This window comes from Rhodococcus sp. NPDC057014 (assembly GCF_042673295.1).
In the GTDB taxonomy this organism is placed as follows: domain Bacteria; phylum Actinomycetota; class Actinomycetes; order Mycobacteriales; family Mycobacteriaceae; genus Rhodococcus_F.
Map to the genome: position 1 here is coordinate 1 of NZ_JBHUSF010000046.1, position 18,983 is coordinate 18,983.

Annotated in this window: 18 protein-coding genes and 2 pseudogenes; 8 read left to right on the plus strand and 12 right to left on the minus strand. The window is 64.1% G+C overall.

Translation table 11 applies throughout. The features are described from left to right. Position 1: 1 nt before the first annotated feature. On the minus strand, positions 2 to 325 hold the full coding sequence (locus tag ACFTZB_RS12465) for a Dabb family protein (protein ID WP_378431922.1): 324 nt from the start codon (positions 323 to 325) through the stop codon (positions 2 to 4). 70 nt (positions 326 to 395) lie between these two features. Continuing rightward, positions 396 to 1,139 (minus strand): alpha/beta fold hydrolase, encoded by a 744-nt coding sequence (locus ACFTZB_RS12470; protein ID WP_378431923.1) that lies wholly within the window; start codon positions 1,137 to 1,139, stop codon positions 396 to 398. 230 nt (positions 1,140 to 1,369) lie between these two features. Here ACFTZB_RS12470 and ACFTZB_RS12475 point away from each other — a divergent pair, with 230 nt between their 5' ends. Continuing rightward, the gene (locus ACFTZB_RS12475; RefSeq protein ID WP_378431924.1) at positions 1,370 to 2,302 is read left to right on the plus strand and encodes an alpha/beta hydrolase; all 933 of its coding nucleotides are present in this window, start codon (positions 1,370 to 1,372) and stop codon (positions 2,300 to 2,302) included. 24 nt (positions 2,303 to 2,326) lie between these two features. Here ACFTZB_RS12475 and ACFTZB_RS12480 read toward each other — a convergent pair whose 3' ends face one another. Continuing rightward, positions 2,327 to 3,079 (minus strand): IclR family transcriptional regulator, encoded by a 753-nt coding sequence (locus ACFTZB_RS12480; RefSeq protein WP_378431955.1) that lies wholly within the window; start codon positions 3,077 to 3,079, stop codon positions 2,327 to 2,329. A gap of 152 nt (positions 3,080 to 3,231) precedes the next feature. On the opposite strand from ACFTZB_RS12480, the gene ACFTZB_RS12485 reads away from it, so the two are divergent. From ACFTZB_RS12485 to ACFTZB_RS12495, 3 genes are read left to right on the plus strand one after another with little or no spacing between them, the layout of a single operon-like run. Next, on the plus strand, positions 3,232 to 4,473 hold the full coding sequence (locus tag ACFTZB_RS12485) for a CaiB/BaiF CoA transferase family protein (protein WP_378431925.1): 1,242 nt from the start codon (positions 3,232 to 3,234) through the stop codon (positions 4,471 to 4,473). Continuing rightward, positions 4,470 to 5,615, plus strand: coding sequence for an acyl-CoA dehydrogenase family protein (locus ACFTZB_RS12490; protein WP_378431926.1), 1,146 nt, complete (start codon positions 4,470 to 4,472; stop codon positions 5,613 to 5,615). Before ACFTZB_RS12485 ends, ACFTZB_RS12490 begins: the two co-directional genes overlap by 4 nt. Continuing rightward, the gene (locus tag ACFTZB_RS12495) at positions 5,615 to 6,643 is read left to right on the plus strand and encodes an acyl-CoA dehydrogenase family protein (RefSeq protein WP_378431927.1); all 1,029 of its coding nucleotides are present in this window, start codon (positions 5,615 to 5,617) and stop codon (positions 6,641 to 6,643) included. The genes ACFTZB_RS12490 and ACFTZB_RS12495 overlap by 1 nt, the downstream gene beginning before the upstream one ends. A gap of 114 nt (positions 6,644 to 6,757) precedes the next feature. Here ACFTZB_RS12495 and ACFTZB_RS12500 read toward each other — a convergent pair whose 3' ends face one another. From ACFTZB_RS12500 to ACFTZB_RS12525, 6 genes are all read right to left on the minus strand, one after another. Continuing rightward, on the minus strand, positions 6,758 to 7,558 hold the full coding sequence (locus ACFTZB_RS12500) for a crotonase/enoyl-CoA hydratase family protein (RefSeq protein WP_378431928.1): 801 nt from the start codon (positions 7,556 to 7,558) through the stop codon (positions 6,758 to 6,760). A gap of 171 nt (positions 7,559 to 7,729) precedes the next feature. Next, positions 7,730 to 8,635 (minus strand): alpha/beta hydrolase, encoded by a 906-nt coding sequence (locus tag ACFTZB_RS12505; protein WP_378431930.1) that lies wholly within the window; start codon positions 8,633 to 8,635, stop codon positions 7,730 to 7,732. A 45-nt stretch (positions 8,636 to 8,680) separates the two neighbouring features. Then, the gene (locus tag ACFTZB_RS12510) at positions 8,681 to 10,297 is read right to left on the minus strand and encodes a flavin-containing monooxygenase (protein ID WP_378431932.1); all 1,617 of its coding nucleotides are present in this window, start codon (positions 10,295 to 10,297) and stop codon (positions 8,681 to 8,683) included. A 73-nt stretch (positions 10,298 to 10,370) separates the two neighbouring features. After that, positions 10,371 to 11,843, minus strand: coding sequence for an aldehyde dehydrogenase family protein (locus tag ACFTZB_RS12515; protein ID WP_378431956.1), 1,473 nt, complete (start codon positions 11,841 to 11,843; stop codon positions 10,371 to 10,373). Positions 11,844 to 13,398: 1,555 nt separating this feature from the next. Continuing rightward, positions 13,399 to 13,683, minus strand: a complete 285-nt coding sequence (locus tag ACFTZB_RS12520; RefSeq protein WP_276142474.1) for a YciI family protein — start codon at positions 13,681 to 13,683, stop codon at positions 13,399 to 13,401. A 65-nt stretch (positions 13,684 to 13,748) separates the two neighbouring features. Beyond that, complete coding sequence (locus tag ACFTZB_RS12525; RefSeq protein ID WP_378431933.1) at positions 13,749 to 14,345, minus strand: hypothetical protein; 597 nt, start codon at positions 14,343 to 14,345, stop codon at positions 13,749 to 13,751. A gap of 236 nt (positions 14,346 to 14,581) precedes the next feature. On the opposite strand from ACFTZB_RS12525, the gene ACFTZB_RS12530 reads away from it, so the two are divergent. From ACFTZB_RS12530 to ACFTZB_RS12540, 3 genes and pseudogenes are all read left to right on the plus strand, one after another. Continuing rightward, positions 14,582 to 14,995 carry a hypothetical protein gene (locus tag ACFTZB_RS12530; RefSeq protein ID WP_378431934.1) on the plus strand — a complete coding sequence of 138 codons (414 nt, stop codon included), beginning with the start codon at positions 14,582 to 14,584 and terminating at the stop codon, positions 14,993 to 14,995. Positions 14,996 to 15,570: 575 nt separating this feature from the next. After that, entirely contained in the window at positions 15,571 to 15,882 is a 312-nt protein-coding gene (locus ACFTZB_RS12535; protein ID WP_378431935.1) for a WhiB family transcriptional regulator, read from the plus strand. 42 nt (positions 15,883 to 15,924) lie between these two features. Further along, positions 15,925 to 16,219, plus strand: a pseudogene (locus tag ACFTZB_RS12540) (DUF4193 domain-containing protein). 112 nt (positions 16,220 to 16,331) lie between these two features. Here ACFTZB_RS12540 and ACFTZB_RS12545 read toward each other — a convergent pair. Continuing rightward, entirely contained in the window at positions 16,332 to 16,661 is a 330-nt protein-coding gene (locus tag ACFTZB_RS12545) for a hypothetical protein (protein ID WP_378431937.1), read from the minus strand. A 210-nt stretch (positions 16,662 to 16,871) separates the two neighbouring features. On the opposite strand from ACFTZB_RS12545, the pseudogene ACFTZB_RS12550 reads away from it, so the two are divergent. Beyond that, positions 16,872 to 16,973, plus strand: a pseudogene (locus tag ACFTZB_RS12550) (phosphate transport system regulatory protein PhoU); the annotation flags it as partial. 925 nt (positions 16,974 to 17,898) lie between these two features. On the opposite strand, the gene ACFTZB_RS12555 reads toward ACFTZB_RS12550, so the two are convergent. Next, complete coding sequence (locus tag ACFTZB_RS12555; protein WP_378431939.1) at positions 17,899 to 17,988, minus strand: hypothetical protein; 90 nt, start codon at positions 17,986 to 17,988, stop codon at positions 17,899 to 17,901. A 112-nt stretch (positions 17,989 to 18,100) separates the two neighbouring features. Further along, positions 18,101 to 18,982, minus strand: a complete 882-nt coding sequence (locus tag ACFTZB_RS12560; RefSeq protein WP_378431941.1) for an alpha/beta fold hydrolase — start codon at positions 18,980 to 18,982, stop codon at positions 18,101 to 18,103. Position 18,983: the final 1 nt, after the last annotated feature.

Genomic DNA, 18,983 nt, shown 5'->3' on the forward strand with positions numbered 1-18,983 from the left:
CCTAACGACGGTCCTGTCTATAATATACAGACGCGAAAACGATCTGAACGGACGAATACGATTCGGCCATCACCGAAATGAATTCCTGGACGAGGCGCACATGAGCGGGATGCGCCAGGTAGGTGCGAAAGTCGGGGACGTCTTCGAAGGTCGCGGAGATTGCGTAGTCGCCGCTGCCGGGCTTGAGAGCCAGATCCCTCCCGTAACGGTATTCCACGACCTCCGGAATAGTATCCGAGACTGTGCTCAGAGCTTCGTGAAAGGACTGAATTTGATCGTCACTGATGTCCTGCTTCCATATGAACGTCACAACGTGATTCAACATGATGAATCCTCCCTGGATTCGTAATTTGAACGTGGCGGGGCCGGAACCCCGGGTTACGTGCCCGGTCAGATCAGTACAGAGATTGCTCCGACAACGCCACCGTCTCCGGAGCGTTCTCCACCATGGGGTAGTGCCCGGCTTTGCCCCGCACGGTCCTCAGATTCCCGTGCTTCAAGGCCGCCAACGTGTCCCCGAGGTACTCGGCGGTGACGAACGGGTCGCTCTCCCCCACGATCAGAGTGGTCGGCCCTTCGTAGATGCCCATCCGGTCGAGAAAGTCGGGACTGGTCCAGTTCTTCAGGTAGGCCTCCCAGGTTGCCTGGTCCATCGTCGAGCGGTTGCGGTCGACGAGGTTCTTCAGATCTGTCTCGTCGATGTACGGTGCCAGTGCGCCACGGATGGCTGCACCCGGGTCTGCCCAGGCCCCGGCGAAGGAACCGTAGGTCGCCTCGTCGAGAGGGGTACCTGCCGGCGAGACGGGCGTCAGTGCGACGACCGAGGTCACACGTTCAGGTGCGAGGGTCGCCACCCGAAGCGCTGTGGTGCCGCCCATCGAATGACCGAGAACAGAAAAGGTCGACCACCCGAGCTGATCGGCGGCGTCGAGGGCAACCGCGGCCATCCCGTCGATTCCGTCGGCCGGTGCTTCGGGCCGGTTGACCCCGTATCCCGGAAAGTCGAGGTACGCGTAGGTGAAGCGGGACTGATCCATCCGGGCGCGGGCGGTGAGCCACACGCTGCTGTCCAGCGCCCAGCCGTGCAACACCAAGGTCCGATGGGCACCGCTTCCTTCGATCGCTGCAATCGCGCTCACTGCCCCACCTCTCTGTCGGCGACGCTGAAATTCCAGCCGTCTGTTGATCACTCCGAATGAAACTAGAACCGCAGTAGGGCGTCGGCGTGTCCGATTGTGAAACACACGGCCGTGCCACCGGGGGCGCAGATGGGTGTGTGATTTTCGGACACTCCCCGCGCCGAACGCACCCATAGGGTGACTCCACCTGTCGGCTGAACAGACTTGCTCATGACATGAAGGAGAACACCATGGCACTCGATCCTGCGGTCAAGAATTTGATAGACACTCTGCACGAGCAGGGACTGAAGTCGTTCGAGCAGATGAGCATTGCCGAAGTCCGTGGGGTCGTCGAGTCCTTCAGCGGCCTCCAGGCACCGAAGGCGGACCTCGCTCGTGTCGTCGACACGGTCTACCCCGGCCCGGGTGGCGTCCAGGCGGTGCGTCTCTACATCCCGGAGTCCGACACACCTCTGCCGGTCGTCGTGTACTTCCACGGCGGTGGCTGGGTCGCCGGCAGCCTCGACGTCACCGAGCAACCATGTCGCGCGCTGGCCGCCGACGCGAAGGTCATCGTGGCTGCACCGAGTTACCGGCTGGCTCCCGAGCACAAGTTCCCTGCCGCACCCGACGATGCGTTCGCCGCACTGAACTGGGTGGTCGAGCACGCAGCCGACTTCGGTGGCGACGGCACCCGCGTCGCAGTCATGGGTGACAGCGCCGGAGGCAACCTGGCCGCGGTCACGGCCCTCCGGGCACGCGACACCGGTGCTCCGGCACTGCGCGCTCAGGTATTGATCTATCCGGTCATCGACGGCACGGCACGATTCCCGTCGCGCGAGGAGAACGCCGAGGGGTACCTGGTCACCACGGCAGCCATCGACTGGTTCTGGGAGCAGTACCTGGTCACCCCGGAAGACGCCGAGAATCCGTCCGCCTCCCCGGCCAAGGCCGCGGATCTGTCGGGGCTTCCCGCCACCCTGCTGCTACTCAACGAATACGAGGTCACTCGGGACGAGGGCGTGGACTACGGCCGGAGGCTGGCCGACCAGGGCGTCCCCGTGCAGGTCGAACTGTATGAAGGCCTTGTCCATGCCGTGTACTGGATGACCGGTGCCATTCCGCGCAGCGCCGAACTGCACGGTGCCGTCGTCGAATTCCTCGGCAAGCAGTTCGCCGACTGACCACGGTGTCCCGGGTTGACAGCATTACGGTCGTACGCGATCGGACCAACTCCGGGCACCTTGCTCCAAGAGGGCGACCAACCTGTCGCGCTCCTTCGTGATCACCGTGTGTGGTGCGATGACACCGACGGCGGCGACGGTCTTGCCGTTCTCACGAACCGCGACCGAGACACCGTCGCCGTCGGTCGACTCGTTGGGGGAGGCGCAGATTCCGGTCTGTTCGATCTCCGGTAGGGCAGCGAAGAACCGCTCGACAGTGTCGCGATCCTCGTCGGGCAGAGTTTGGATGTACGCCCAGAGGTCACGCTTCTCCATCCCGGCAAGCAGTATCCAGCCGCCGGAGGTACGGATGAGCGATCGCCTCACGTAGTTCTCGGCGAGGTACGCGAACCGTGGGTCGGAAGAGACGTAGTCGACGTAGAAAATGTTCGGACCGACAGCGATCGACAGCACGGTTGTCAAGCCGGAACTCGCGTGGACGTCTTCCAGGTCGGCGTGCGTGACCGTCGAGACGGGCTGCCGCCCAGCGAGGCGGTTGAGTAGATACGGGGCACTGCCGAGCGAGTACCGTCGCTCGTGCTCCTCGAGATAACCCGTCGCCACCAGACCGTTGACGAGACCTTGCGTCGAACTGATCGGCGCGTCCAGCTCTTTGGCCATCCCACTCAAGGTCAGTCCGGTACGGGATCGGGCCACCAGCTCGAGAATCGCAGCAATGCGGTCCACGGTCCGATGGCGACTGCGGCCTCGAACATTGAAGGCGTCATCTGATTGCATCACGGCACATTCTCCCTACGGGCACTGCTCCATCCGAGCGGTCACCACCCACCCTATCTTACGTATATATGTAGTTCAGTCCCTTATTGCGGAAAATTACTCCAGCTGACATAGTCCTTGCAGTGCTTCCTGTCGCAGCGAAAGAGGTTTCAGTGGAACTCACACCCGGCGCTCTTCATGGTCTGCGCGTCATCGATCTGACGACCGTGATCATGGGTCCCTTCGCCACCGCAACCCTCGCCGACATGGGCGCAGACGTCATCAAGGTCGAGAGTCTCGACGGTGACATGAGCCGAGATGTAGGTGCCCGCCGCCATGAAGGTATGAGCGCTCTGACACTCAACCTCCAGCGCAACAAGCGCAGCATCGCGATCGACCTCGCCTCCGAGGAGGGCCGCGAGATCCTCGACGATCTGGTGCGTACCGCGGATGTGTTGGTGACGAATCTCCGGCCGCGCTCCCGGCAGAAGTTGGGCATCACCTATGAGCGGCTCTCGGAGAACAATCCGGGACTGATCCTCTGCACCGCACAGGCGTACGGCTCCGAGACCGCCTTCCGGGACTACCCCGCCTACGACGACATCGTGCAAGCAGCGTCCGGCGCCGCGAAACTCACGGAACTCATCGACGGTGAACCTCGTTATGCCCCATACGTCATCGCCGACAAGGTCGTCGGTCTCTACATCGTCATCGCCGTCCTCGCCGCCGCGATGGAGAAGAACCGCACCGGCCTCGGTCAGGAGGTCGACGTGCCGATGGTCGACGCGATGATCGGCTTCAATCTCGTCGAGCACTTCGGTGGCCACACCTTCGCCCCCGCCGAAGGGAACTTCGGATGGGCGCGGGTACTGACACCGGAACGAGTCCCGCACCAGACGGCCGACGGCTGGATCTGCATCATGCCGTACTCGGCGAAGAACTGGAACGACTTCTTCATCATCGCCGGCCGCGGCGACCTGGTGAACAACCCTCGCTACGCCTCGGTGAACGACCGCCACACCCACATGGGCGAACTTCTCTCGGCGATCCGTGAGGCCGTCCCGAGCCGGACCACCCGGGAATGGCTGAACTTGTGTGAGACACAGGGAATTCCCGCGTCTGACCTACTCGATCTCGCCCATGCACACGAGAGCGCCTACGTCCTGGACCAGGAATTGATCACCAAGCGTGAACATCCCACCGAAGGCGAGTATTACGCCACCCGCACTCCGTTCGCGATGTCGCGCACGCCGATTTCGTTCAGCCGACACGCTCCCCTGCTCGGTGAGGACACCTTCACGATCCTCCAAGATCTCGGTTACTCCGCCGATCGCGTCCATGCGCTGGCCGATGCATCCGTCGTGACGGCGACGTCGCCTCAGGCCACCTCCTCTCGAATGGAAGAACCATCATGATCAACCTCAGATTGGTGCCCCCGGTCTCCAGTGACCCACACGCCGTGGACGACTTGCGGACCGAGGTCCGTGAGTTTCTTGCCGAGCAACTCAGTGAAGGCAAGATCGGCCGACAGGTCGACTCCTGGTTGACTGGTTGGGACGAGGACTTCACACGTGCATTGGCCGCCCGCCGATGGCTCGGCATGACCGTGCCGGCCGAGTACGGCGGCCACGGTCGACGCCACCTCGAACGGTTCGTCGTCACCGAAGAGCTGCTCGCCGCCGGCGCCCCCGTCGCCGCCCACTGGATCGCCGACCGGCAGATTGTCCCGTCGCTGCTCAAGTACGGCACCGAGGTCCAGAAACACAAGTTCTTGCCGGCGATCACGCGCGGGGAATGCTATTTCGGGATCGGTATGAGCGAGCCGGATTCCGGGTCCGACTTGGCCAGTGTGCGCACAAAGGCCATCCGAGTGGACGGAGGGTGGTCTATTACCGGAGTCAAGGTCTGGACCTCCGGTGCTCATCGCGCGGACGCGTTCATCTGCCTCGCCCGCACCGCCCCACTCGATCCGGCACATCGACACGATGGTCTCAGCCAGTTCATCGTCGATCTGCGCGCCCCCGGGGTCGACATCCGGCCGATCGTGTCGATGAACGGGCAGCACCACTTCAACGAGGTCCTCCTCGACGAGGTTTACGTCGAGGACGAGATGGTCTTCGGCACCATCGACAACGGGTGGCAGCAGGTCACCTCGGAACTCAGCTTCGAACGCAGCGGCCCGGAACGATTTCTGTCGACGTTCGTCCTGCTCGCCGAGACGGCCGAACAGATGAAGCAGGGAACCTTGCCGCAGCATTCGAACCTGGGCCGGTATTTCGGACGGCTCGCCGGTCTGCACCAGATGTCGACCGCAGTGGCGGGCGCACTCGAGCGCCACGAACCCGCCGACACCGCCGCCGCCGTGGTCAAGGTCCTCGGGACGTCCACCGAAGGCGACGTAGCCGACTTTGCCGACCTCCTCACCGACGAATCTTCGCCAACTCATTATCTTTCGATGCTCGAGGACGCCATCGTCCAACGCCCGGGATTTACTCTGCGGGGCGGCACCAACGAAGTTCTGCGCGGCGTGATCGCGCGGGGATTGGGGATGCGCTGATGCACGCACCAACCACGGTCGACGCGGACCTCATCGACATGATGTCCGCGGTCTTTTCCGATCACCGGGAACGGAACGGGCCCGAGTACGGGATGGCCACGTGCGATCCCTCGCTGTGGGCGCAACTCGACGAACTGGGTCTGGTCCGGCTGACCGGCCGCGAAGAGACCGGCGGCAGCGGCGCCGGCTGGTACGAGGCCGCGGAACTCGTGCGCGCCGCGGTGTCGCACGGGGTCCGGATTCCTCTCGCCGAACACGACCTGCTCGCCGGTTGGCTCCTCGACGAGGCCGGCCTCCCGATGGACGATGCGCGGCTCACTGCATGCGTACTCGACGAGAACGGCGTCGCCCGCGGCGTGCCGTGGGCGTCCCAGGCAGACAGGATCGTCACGGTCTGGCGGAAGAACGACACGTACGTCGTCGCCGACCTCGAGGCAACAGTCTTCGACATCACCTCCGGGTCCAACCTCGCCGACGAACCCCGCGACGTCGTTTCCGCCGACACGGCCGCATTGTCGGGCACCGCCGTGTCGGACGCGGTGATCCGCCAACTTTTTCTGCGGGGCGCCCTCATCCGAGCGCTGCAGGTGTGTGCCGCCCTCGACCGCATTCTCGATCTCTCCGTCGCCCACACCACCGAGCGAGTGCAGTTCGGACGCCCACTGGCCAGGTTTCAAGCCGTGCAGAACCTGGTGGCCGACATGGCAGCCGACGCTTCCCTCGCCCGAACAGCGACCGAAGCGGCACTGACGGAAGCGGTTCGCACGCAGTGGTCGAGTGAGAACCTCGAACTCCTGATTGCCGTCGCCCGGTCGTGTGCCGGCCACGCGGCCTCGGTCGTCGTCCGTAACGCCCACCAGGTGCACGGTGCGATCGGCACCACCCGCGAGCACCGGCTGCACGAATTCACCACATCCGCCCTGGCGTGGCGCTCGGAATTCGGATCGGTCCACTACTGGGACGAGATCTTGACTACCGCCGCTCTCGACGCAGGTTGCGACAATCTCTGGGGTCTCATCACCCGCTGATGCACCCCAGGCGCCATCAGAAGTGGGCACCCGTTTCGTGAGGTGACCTGAAAAAAAGGAACTCCGTGGAGGCATCCGATCCGCCTCCACGGAGTTCGTCGGTTCTCGGGCACGTCACTCGCCGGTGAAGGTGGCAGTTCGCTTCTCCATGAAGGCGTTGACTGCCTCCGTGTGATCGGTCGTCTGCTGAACCAGCGCCTGCATGGCAGCGGACAATTCGAGGAGACTGTCGAGGCTTTGGTGCTGTCCCTCGCGCAGGAGCCGCTTGGCCATCCGTACCGAGTGCGGCGGATTGGCGGCCACCCGGCCGGCGAGCGCGCGGGCTTCGTCGAGCAGCTTCTCCGGCGCCACGACACTGGAGACCAATCCCCACTCGAGTGCCTCGACCGCGTCGACACGGTCGCCCGTCAAGATCATCTCAGCCGCCCGCGCCATCCCGACGGCCTTGGGCAGCAGCCACGCGCCACCGTCACCCGGGATGATTCCCAGCTTGACGAAGCTCTCTGCAAAGAAGGCCGTCCTGCTGGCAATGCGGAGGTCGCACATGAGGGCGAGGTCGCATCCGGCGCCGATTGCAGGGCCGTTCACTGCTGCGATGAGCGGTACGTCGCAGTTGTACATGATCCGCGGAATCCGTTGTATCCCAGCTCTGTAGCCATCGCGTTGTTCGTGAGGTTTCCCCCCGAACAATCCGCGACGATTCGCCATGTCCTTGACGTTGCCGCCGGCGGAGAACGTCGATCCGGCACCGGTGACGATGACAGCTCGCACACCGTAGTCGGCGTTGACGGCCTCGACGCAGGCGACCAATGCGTCGACTACGTCCATCCCGGAAACAGGATTGCTCTGCGCGGGTCGATTAATCGTCCATGTCTCGATGAACCCGTCGCGTTGGACGAGGACTGGACTGTCCATGGGTGTATCTCCCTATCTTCACTGCGGATCGATCGTTCGACTGGTACCCGACCGGCACGCGAACGAACTCGTCGGCGACGGTCCACACCGGTGTGGACCGCCGCCGACGAGCGCGTTCACCTCTTGCCGCCGAACACCTTCGCGTTCATATGCACGCGGCGCAGGCGGGGTTCAGGCGAGGCCCAACTTGGGTCGCAGCCACCGGGCAATCCGGCTCAACGCTTGATCCGCCTCCGGTGCCCGACCCGCGTTGAAGTGGAATACATGCTGTTGCTCATCGACCACGTCGAGCACGACCTCGCCGCTCACCTTCTCGATCAATTCGGCCAACCGACGTGAGTCGTCCAGCAGGGTCTCATAGCCTCCGACCGATACGTACACCGGAGGGAAGTCGGTGTAGTCGTTGAGCAGTGGGTTCGCCCGCGGGTCCGTTGCATCTGAGGGGTCGGAGAGGAACATCTCCCGCATCATTTCCAGAACCGCCCTCTTGGCCAATACGTCGACCGCGTCGTTCGAATCGACCGTCAACCCCTCGATCTCCATATCGAGCCACGGCGAAAGCGTGACGACGGCAGCAGGAGTGGGAAGTTCCAGGCTCGCGAGTTCGAACGCTGTCGAGATCGCGAGATTGGCGCCCGCCGAGTCGCCGACTGTCGCCGTGTACTCCGCCTTGTAACCCTGCGTGCGGAGCCACTTGTGGACGGCCATGCAGTCTTCGAGTTGGGCGGGGTGCTTGTGCTCCGGCGCGAGCCGGTAGTCCACGATCAGGGCGTGAACACCCGCCAGTTTGGCGAGGTGTGCCGCGAGCTTGCGGTGTGAGAACCGTGAACCTGTCACGAACCCGCCACCGTGGGTGAAGACGATCACGCGGTCCTCGGCTGCCTCCACAGGCTTTGCCCACGTTGCCGGCACACCGTTGGCTGTCACCTCCTCATAGGTGACGTCGACGGGTTCGATGGTCGGAAGATGCCACTCTTCGAACATATCTCGCTGACTGGCGAGGTCCATTCCTTCGGACCGGGTGAGCCACGAGGCGTACAGGTCATTGAGGAACAGGGATTCTTTGCTCACGGACATGTGTTGCTCACTTTCATCGCTGCTCGAGGGAGGAAAATTGACTGTTCAGGAAAGCGTGAAGCCCTTGTATCCCGCACACACGGTCTCGTCCCACTTGGCCAGGTAGAGGGGAAGACCACCGGGGTAGTTCAGCAACTGCCGCGGCTTACCCGGGACGTTGGCACCCATGTACCAGGAGTCGGCTTTGTCGTAGAGCGCCTCGGCCGTCAGCTCGGCGACGTGATCGGACCAGGCAGCATCCGCGTCCGCCTCGGATTCGATACGGTTCAACCCGTTGTCCCGCATGTAGTCGATGGTGTTGACGATGAGGTCACCTTGGATTTCGGCGCAGCTGGGCCCGTTGCAGAAGCCCGACGGGCTCAGTGGTCCGTAGAGGAACAGCAGGTTGGGGAATCCTGCCGTTGCGACCCCGAGGTTTGCCCGCACACCGTTCGACCACTTGTCCCGCAGCAATGTACCGTCGGTGGCGCGAATGTCGATGGCGGTCAGGCCACCGGTGACGGCATCGAAGCCCGTTGCATAGACGATGATGTCGAACTCGTGCTCATCCGATGTGGTCGTCAGCCCGGTGGGCGTGATCGTCTCGATCGGGTCCTCGTGCAGATCGACCAGACGCACGTTGTCCTGGTTGAAGATGTCGTAGTACGTCCGCTCCAGCGAGGGGCGCTTCACGCCGAAGGGGTACGCCTTCTTCATCGGCGCCAGCTTCTCGGCGACGACCGGGTCCTTGATCCGGGCACGCGTCCGGTCACGCCAGAACTCGTAGGCCGTGTCGTTTGCAGCATCGTCGACGAAGACGTCCTGGTACGTTCCGAGCCAGAACTCGAAACCGAACTCCCACAGTCGCTCGTAAGTGGTGGTTCGTTCCTCGTCGCTCACCGCGAGGGCTGACTTGGGAATGAAGTCGAAGTCGAAGCCGGAGAACGACGCCGAACGACGACTGAATCTGTCCGCCAGATCGGACTTGATCTTCGCGTTGTCCTCGTCGGTGAGCTGGCGCTGTCGCATCGGGAGCGCCTGAACGGGGGTGCGCTGGAAGATGGTCAGCTGTGCGGCTTCCTTCGCCGCTTCCTGCGCGACCTGCACACCGCTGGCGCCCGTACCGATAATGGCGATTCGCTTTCCTGCGAAATCGATTCCGCCTTCCGGCCACAGACCGGTGTGGTGGCTGATCCCTGTGAAGCTGTCCATTCCCGGGAGCTTCGGGAAGATCGGCTTTGCTGCGAATCCGGTGCACAGAACGAAGTACTTGCAGACGAAAATGCTTCCGTTCTCCGCGGTCACGGTCCAGGTATTCGTCTTATCGTTGAACTCGGCAGAAGCAACCCGGGTGTTGTAGTAGATGTCCTTGCTCAGATCGAGCTTCGCGTCGACGTACTTGAAGTAACGGCGCAGTTCCTCCCCTCCCGGGTAGAGCTCGGAGAACGCGAAGTCATCCCACAGGTCGGGCCGCGTGAACTGATAGATGGGGCCTTCGCTGTCCACTCGGGCACCCGGGTAGCGGTTCCAGTGCCAGATTCCGCCCAGGTCCTCACCCGCCTCGACTACTTTTACCGAGTACCCTCGACTCCGCAGATGTTCGAGCTGGTACAGCCCGGCGAATCCTGCTCCTACAACGAGAACGTCGACTACTTCGGTCACAGCTGGTGCGGCAGTGCTCATGTTGGTCTCCTCTTGATGCCCAGGGTTACTTGGGGGGTTGTCTTGATTACGCGACGGCCGTTCGGCGTGGCCTCTAGGTCCAGCGGACATACGCGGTCTTGGTGGTTGTGAAGAAGGTACGTGCGGCCTTCCCTTGTTCTCTGCTCATGCTGCTCGAGCCTTTGAGGCCACCGAACGGCACATGTGGCTCGACACTGCTCGTCTCGCGATTGACGTGCACCAACCCCGATTGTGTGCGCCGGATGAAGGTCATCGCGGTCGCGATGTCTCTGGTGAACACTCCAGAGGACAGACCGTAGTCCGTGTCGTTCGCGGCCAACAGTGCATCGTCGAATCCGTCGACTTCGTGCACGGTCACGACTGGTCCGAAGATCTCCTCCCGGACGAGCCTGCTCTTCTCCGACACTCCGGCCAGAATGGTGGGTGCGATATAGCAAGTGCCGGAATCGAACTCCCCGCCGGTGAGGAACTCGGCGTTCTCGTCGCGGGCGAGTTGCAGGTATCCGGCCACCGTGTCGCGTTGCTCCACCGAGGCCAGGGGCCCGATGTCGGTGGCATCGTCGTACGGATCGCCGACGACGAGCGCGTCAGCATGCTTCACCAGTAGTTCTCCCAGCCGGGAAGCGACGGTGCGGTCGACGTAGACCCGGCTCGTCGCTGTGCAGCGCTGTCCGCTATGAAGCATCGCGCTCTTGACGATCTGTAGCGCTGCATCCTCGACATCGGCGTCGGCGAGCACAATGGATGGGTTCTTGCCGCCCAGCTCGAGCTGGACCTTGACGTTGCGATCGGCGACGGCCTGTCGCAGTCGCGACCCGACCGCACCCGAACCGGTGAAGGTCAAGGCTGCGAGTCGCGCGTTCCCGGTGAGTGCCGCCGAAAGGCCCCTACCACTGCCCGTCACCAGATTGAGGACCCCCGCGGGCAACCCGGCTTCTTCGAGGATCCGCGTCAGGAACACCGCGGATCCGCAGGCCGGCTCGGCGGGCTTCCACACCACTGCGTTACCGAAACCTATTGCCGCCGCGATCTTCCATGCCGGAAGCGCGAAGGGGAAGTTCCACGGCGTGATTGCACAAACGACGCCGAGCGGCTCCTCGACCGTCATCAGCATCGTGTGCGAATCAGCACTGGGGTACGTCTCCCCGCTGGGCTGCAGGACCTCACCGGCGTAGTAGCGCAGAATGGCGACACTTCGCAGGACCTCGGCGCGTGCGTCGCGGATCGCCTTCCCCATGTCCGCGGTGATCGTCAGCGCAGCTTCGTGAACGCGGCTTTCCAAAAGGTCAGCGGCAGCACGAAGAAAGTCCGACCGCTGAATCGCTGTCGACTCCGACCACGCTGGTTGAGCACCGGCAGCGGCCGCATACCCAGCCTCGACATCGTTAGGAGTCGCCGAAGCGTAGATTCCCGTCACACGGCGGAGATCGGAGGGATCTACACGCTTGAAAGTGTCGGTGGCGGTGCACCATCGACCTGCGATGTACAACGTTCTCCCGTCAGCGATCGACGACGACAACGCTGGGTGGTCCAAGTTCACGGACATCTTTGTTCCCCGATCTGTGTAGGCGCAGAAATGGTGGCAAGTGCACCACCCGGCGCGGAGTTGAATTGCCTGATCAGCCGTCCGCGCAACGCGGCAGCCGTGCCGGTGCGAAACCCTTCTCGGCAGTTCGGTAGTCCGAACGTCGACCGTGGGCGGGTCGATGCCGGACCTTCCGCGCTCGGGGCGGGTAGAGCGACGGTAATCACAGGAATTGGGACAATTGGCTCCCTTACCCTCAAAAGACCTGCACTCAAAGACCTTTGACGACTCGGAGGCATCAGACTCGCTGCTGCCCGGCGCATTCGGCCGGCACCCGGACCGGCATCGCCCACTCAGCGACTCGACCTTCACGACATCCGCTCCCTGTTCGCACATCTACTGCGGCGCAGTGGCATCGAATCGCTGCGATGGCGACAGCCAGTGGGCCGTCCAACGCCCCGGCCACCTTGCCATCCGCTTCAGCAGTGACTACCGGAAGTGACCTGAAACACCGTGCAGGGCAAGCATGACACCCCCGCCGCGAAAACACAATAGAGGAATAGTTTACGTATATATGAAGATCCGGGCTTGTGTCGAGCGGGTAGATGCACGACAAAACCTCGCGGGATCGAGGTGGCGGGCATGGACGGTCGATCCCTGCGACATACCCCCGCTCCCCGTACAACCCTGCGCAACATACGGGACGCACTCGAGCCAGTCCGCCTTGACCGCAGAGACTTCGAAACCCCGACTTCGCAATCAGGCATTTCCGTCACCGCAGTGCCGACATCATTTGTCACGCGAGAAGGGTGCAGGTTGGCAGCTGCGACCTACGCCGGAGCTACAGCACACCTCCAGAGCGCAGGTTGGCCGCAGCATTGTTCGCCGCACAGACCCGCGGCGAACAATGCTGCAGCAGTGAGATCAACCGTCATAAAAGAGGGGACTTTACTGCCGCGGCTTGAAACTCACCGTTCGAAGTTGAACGCAACCGTGCTTGTGGTGGACCGAAATATGGCAGATTCAGCCCCTTGGGACCGGACCACACCAACGCTGTCGATGCGGATCGGCTCGCGCGGGAAGCACACCCACGACTACGCCCGACACCGCACCTTCACCCTGTTCTCCGCCCCGGACATCGCCACCGGCACGGTAACCGAGCTGCGCAACCCGCGACATCACCGTCAGGTTTCCTCATCTTCCTCACACACCTCGCCGGCGGCCCCGCCGCAGCGAGAGCTGCATCCGGTAACGGGCAACGACGCCATCCACAAGCAGACCGAGTCCGGGCGCGGCCGGCCGAAAATCCGCATATGCATGGCATCTCACCCCGCCTCGGCATCCTGGACGAACCTTGTGGAGGTGTGGTCTCGGAATATGCACGGCAGGCCATCCACAGCGGGCTGTGCGGCTCCGTCACGGAGCTGACCACCAAGATCCGCGGCTTCATCAACGGGTGGAACACCCGCGGTGCCCGTTCGTCTGGACCGACACCGCGGACCACGTACTTACCGAAGGCGCACCGTAAGGATGCCTCGACAACGAGCCGCCAGATACTGAACGTGCCCCACTGTCGTTAGACGCCGACGAGAGGGCCTATGACTGGATTCCATTGGTAAATACGCTGCTCTACGACGACACCCTGCTTGACGTAAGGATCTTCCGCAAGCAAGGAACGCACACTGTCTTCGCTGGCCGCTTGGAATACCAGTAGGGCTCCGGCGCCGTCGGCCCAGGCGCCGGCCTCCTGCAGCATGCCTCGGGCAGCGGCATCCTTGACGAAAGTCAGGTGTTCGGCATGCGCGGCCTCTTTGACAGAGGCATCGGTTGTATACGACCAGATCACAGCAAACAAGGCCATGGTCACTCCTCGAGTGGGTAAAGAAACGGTTCCGAACATGCACATCGATTGCGCACTCGAGAAGGTTAGAAGTACCGATGAGGTGACTCGTGTCCTATTTCGCAACACTGGCTGCCCCTCTTCGCAACACTGGCTGCCCCTCTTCGCAACACTGGCTGCCCCTCGAAGAGGAATAATAGAACGGAATCGGATCTGACCGGCGTGTCGTAAACCACGCCGCTCACCAGGCGCTGCTCATACACCGCTGCATGCCTTTCCTCGAAGCGGTCCAGTGGCTGCTCGGCCCACTTCTTGCACCACGCGTGCTCGCCCGAGCCGATCGGCTCGTCACCGTACTCGTCAGGGACAACGACGACGTCCCGTTTCGGCGCGGCTGTTGTGGGTTCGGGACCGTCGACGACGATTCGGTAGTTCTCGATCAGGTCGGCGATCCCGTTGATCCAGCCCCGGGTTACCACGGGAGCAAGGGCCAGAGCATCGAAGTGTTCGCCGAAGACGATTTCCTCAGACACCTCGACGTCGACCCCGCAGCCCTGTGAAAGGACGGAAGTGATGTCCGCACTCCCAATCACTGCATCGGCGTTGTCCTTCGCCGCCGTAGACGTCGAGACGGTCAATGACGACCGCGGCAGCATCTGCGAGATCGGTGTCGCCGTCGGCATCGATGCCGGGTCGTCGAGACCCGCTTCGACATCAGCGCGCTGCGGAGCATGCGAGCTCAGCGACCTGCCACTTCCCCACCTCGAGACCGGATGCACCATGATGTGGGGTCGCCGCCTCCACCGGGAACTTTCCGAATCACCAACTATGCACACTCTGTAAGCATTTCGGTGTCGAGCTGCGCAAGCATCACCAAGCCGGCGAAGACGCCCATGCATGCGCACGAATTTTGAGCGAAATGAACTACGCCAACCGCACTCACCACCGGCTGGCCGAATTCGCGGTCCACACCGGCCAACCGATGGACACCCCCAACCGCGGACTTCCGGTAGCCGGGCTCTCCGCTCTCGACGCCGGATGTCGTATCGGCACGCTGACGCTGTCTGAAACGACGGCCGGGATCCTCGCCGGCCGCAGCGCCATCCTCGTTAACCGTATGACCACCCGTACTCGGCCTACCGCAGCCACACTCGCCGATAGGCTCGGCGCCACCATCACCAACAAGGTCACCACACAGACCGATCTGCTCATCCGCGGGTCCTGCCCCGGCACGTCCGCCGACACCGTGGGGCTCAACGCTGCCCGTCCAAAATGGGGTGAGCCCATCGCGCGTGCCAGCCCGCCTCCGCCTGTTCGCCACCTATGGAAGTAGCCGACCCACCCCCGATCCGGCCACATCATGGAGACCGGCAATCCGACAGCGGCCGACACACGACGCGGCACCGCATGTGATCGCAATTACTTTCCAGCGATTCCCGTTCACCGCCGCGGCCGGTGTCGCTACCCTAGACAGCACACCCCGCACCCGCCCGTTCCGGGCGACGTAGGGGTGGAGCATCCGGGGTTACTCCCGGTCTCACCGATGTCGAGCCCAGGCATCACCGCACCCATACGACCACTGCTGTGGACGCGGCGGCGCACCGAATTGCAGTCCCGGATTTGGTCTGTCGTTCTCGCCGGCGACCACGTCCGCAGGCCGCGCGAGTGTGCACGCGATGTGTCGAGGGGTCATGCCGCACAGCACTTCTGCGGTCTGCAGCAGGCGGGGTGCGTAACCCGTCCATTCGCTGCCCTTTTCAGGAGGACCCCCAACCCAGTCCGCCCATGTCGTCGACGTGCCCTGCCGCCACCGGCGACCACCCCGACCGAGCGCCGTCCCGATTGATTGTCCGCGCCTGACGGGCAGATCGCCACCTCGTTCGACTGTCGAAAGCGACCCACTTCACCATGCTCGACCATTCACACCACCGGATCGACCAGGACTGGCAGCACCGCGCCTCCTGCCGCGGTACCGACACCGACATGTTTTTCTCCCCCGACGGAGAACGCGGCAGCGTGCGCGCCCGACGCGAGCGCGCCGCCAAACAGATCTGCCACCACTGCCCCGTCCTCGCCGCATGCCGCGACCACGCCCTCGCCACCACCGAGACCTACGGCATCTGGGGCGGCATGTCCGAAACCGAACGCGCCCGCCACACCCGACGCACCCGGCACACGAGGGCCCGGCCCGCACGCGGGTGGGAGCAGCGAACCTCTTGACATGGCGGGTCCGAACACTCAGAGCATGAGGGCGCAGCAGCCATGGTCACCGACTACGACGCCCCCAGAGTCACCGAATCAGACGAGACCTCGGATACGTCCCTCGAACAGCTCACCGCCAATTGCCAAAGACACCCAGTCCCCCGCCGTGGACGTCGAGGACACCGACACCGCCGAATCCTTCGAACTGCCCGGCGCCGACCTGTCCGGCGAAGAACTGACCGTCCGCGTCCCGCCGAAGCAGGCGGACGAATTCACCTGCACCAGTTGCTTCCTGGTCCACTATCGCAGCCGGCTCGTCGACCCCGCGCAGCTGATCTGCCGGGACTGCACCTAACCGACCACCCGGGCCCCGCCGGGTACCTCGGACGTGTCCAGGCTTGGCTCACAGCATGGAGTCCCCACGCCCCCGCATCCCGGGGTTGTCCGCGGGCGGCGCGATCTGCCGGTTACTCTGCCCGGTGCCGGCCCGGTGTCCGCGCGGCCGAATCCGGGTTCGAATCCGGGTTCGGATCCGGGTCGGGGTTGGGGTGAGGGAAGCTCGGATCGATGGTCAGGTCTTCGGTGTCGGCGAACACCAGCCGACCGTCGTCGAGCGCGACCGCCCATCGATGCACCGGCGCCCACTCGTGCCCACCGCCGCCCGGGTCGGTCACCGCTGCGTAGTCCTCGACCACCTCACCGGTCAGGTCGGCCCCGGCGCTCCTGCGGACCAGTACCCGGACCCCGACCGTCAGCTCCGGGCCCTCGACCGGCCGGTTGCCGCTGTTTTGGGCCACGCTCCGCCACCTCCCCAACTCCACGAACACTCCGGATCGAGCATAAGCACCACCCCGGCCGGCACGCGAGCGGATCTGCACGAACACCACCGTAGGACGCCGCTCCACACTCCCGCGCCGTGCCGCGGCACAGCAGCGCCTCCGGTGCGCACGACACCCGGACCCGACCCCCGCCTGGGCATCTTCCATCCCGAATCCGACGACACAGGGGCCGCTGTCGACGTCACCCTGCGCGGCCGATTCTACGACCGCTTCGGTGACCACGCCGTCGTGGTCAGCTGCAGGGTGATCTTTTTGGTTACCAGAGAATAGTTGGCGCAGTAGCCTTTTCCGATGCACCTAGCCACGTCCGGGTCAGGTGTCGCACCCCGGTCGCCCGGCTGCCGCCGTAGTTCGTCGATCGTCTGCTTCGCGGCACGCAGCGCGGTGGTCAGGGCGTCCACGCGTTCGGCGGCCGATTGCCGGACGTCGGCCAGTTGCGCGACGCGATCGGTGCGCGGTTGGTCGCGGTCCGCGCGGATCTCGGCGCGCAGGTCGGCGAGTTCACCGCGAAGACGGTCGACGTTCTCGCGGACTTCCTGCGCGGCGGTTTGCGCTGCAGCGGTCTGCGCTTCGGCCGCGGCGATCCGGCGCGCCGCGTCGGTCTCGGCGGCCGTGATCCTCTCCGCCGTCTCGGCATGGATGTGCTGGAGGTCCGCGCGGGCCTCCCGTTCGCGGGACACCGCGTCTTCCACGGCGGCGGCCTCGGTCTGGATCCGCACCAGCTCCGTGTCCGCGTCCTCCGCGGCCGCGTCGGCCTCTTCGCGTGCCTGCTGATGTTCACCCGCGCGGGCCTCGGCCGCCTGACGGCGCCGACGTTCCTCCTCGCCCTGCAACCGGTCGGCTTCGGCCACTTTCGCGAGCGCCTCGACGTGGGCCTGGTCGACCTCCGCTGCGGCCGCCTCGACATCAGTCACGGCTTCGAGGAAACCGCGGAGCTCGTCGCGACGGCGAGGCAGCTCCTCGAACTGCACACCGAGGGTGGCCCGTGCCATCGATGCCGGTGCCGTCACCCCGCCCTCGTCTCCGGCTGCGCCCGGGGGTTCGGCCGGTCCCTCACCGACGGCCGCGAGGCGCCGGTGCTCCTTCCCTGCGTTGCCCGTGTAGACGCGTTGGACTGCGATGCGGGACTTGTCCCGCTTGTACATGCCAAGGTCGCGATGCGGTCGGCCGGCTGTGCGAGGTCGCGATCGGAATTTCAGTCCGGGCAGATCACCACGGCTGGTTTGCCGCCGAGTTCGAGGGTGACGTGTGTGCGTGGGACTGCCTCCCGGATCTGCCAGCCCACTGGGACTGATCCGGTGAAGGAGACGATTGGTAGCCGAGCGTCCCGGACTACGGGTGTCCTGCGTGCCCGTCGGTGCTCCGCTGGCGGGCAGGCAGGAGAGTGCCGGTTCTGGTCAGGACTGCGTGGTCAGTGCTTCGTTCGTCCGCGGCGCCTTGCTCTGCAGGATCTGCAGGGCCTCGATGAGGTAGGTGCGGAAGACCGGGTGGTTTTCGCTCATCGGGAAGTGGCCGATGCCCTTCATCTCGATGAACTCGGCGTTCGTGATCTGCCCTGCGGTGCGTGCGCTGTCCTCGGGGGTGGTGAGGTAGTCGTAGTCGCCGGTCAGCATGACCACCGGGCACTGGTCGCCGTCGATCTCGCCGAGCTTGTCGCGCAGGTCGTGGTCGACGGAGTAGAAGTGCAGGTCACCCTTGAAGGCCTCGGAGCCCTGGCTGTAGTAGAACCAGGTCTTCCACCGGTCCGCCTCGGGGGACTGCGGCGCCATCAGGTCCCACACTCCACTGGCGCAGACCTGCGCGGCGTTGGCGTGGGGGTGTTGCCACCAGTCGAGGTAGAAGCCCGGCGAGTAGTCGGCGCCCTCGACGGGGATGACGCCGGCGAACCGGTCGGGCCGGCGGTAGGCCAGTTGAAGCGCGATGTTCCCACCGAACGACGAGCCCATGAAGATCGGGTTCTCGAGGTCGAGCGCATCACACAAGGCGATGATGAAGTTCGCGTAGTGATCCGCGGACAGCTGGTACTCCTCGGTCCACCATTCGGTGTTCTCCGGCGGGTCGGACTTGCCGTGGCGGGGCAGGTCGTAGGCGATGACGCGGTAGTTCTTGGTGATTTCTTCGTCCTCGAGCAGGCCCCTCCACTGGTGGTTGTGGCAGCCGGCGGTGTGCTGGCACACCAGTGGTTGTCCGGTGCCGTTCTCGAGGTAGAAGACCTTGTACAGCAAACCGTCGACATCGACGTCCACGTAGTGTCCGGTGACGGGTGAGATCTTGCTCATG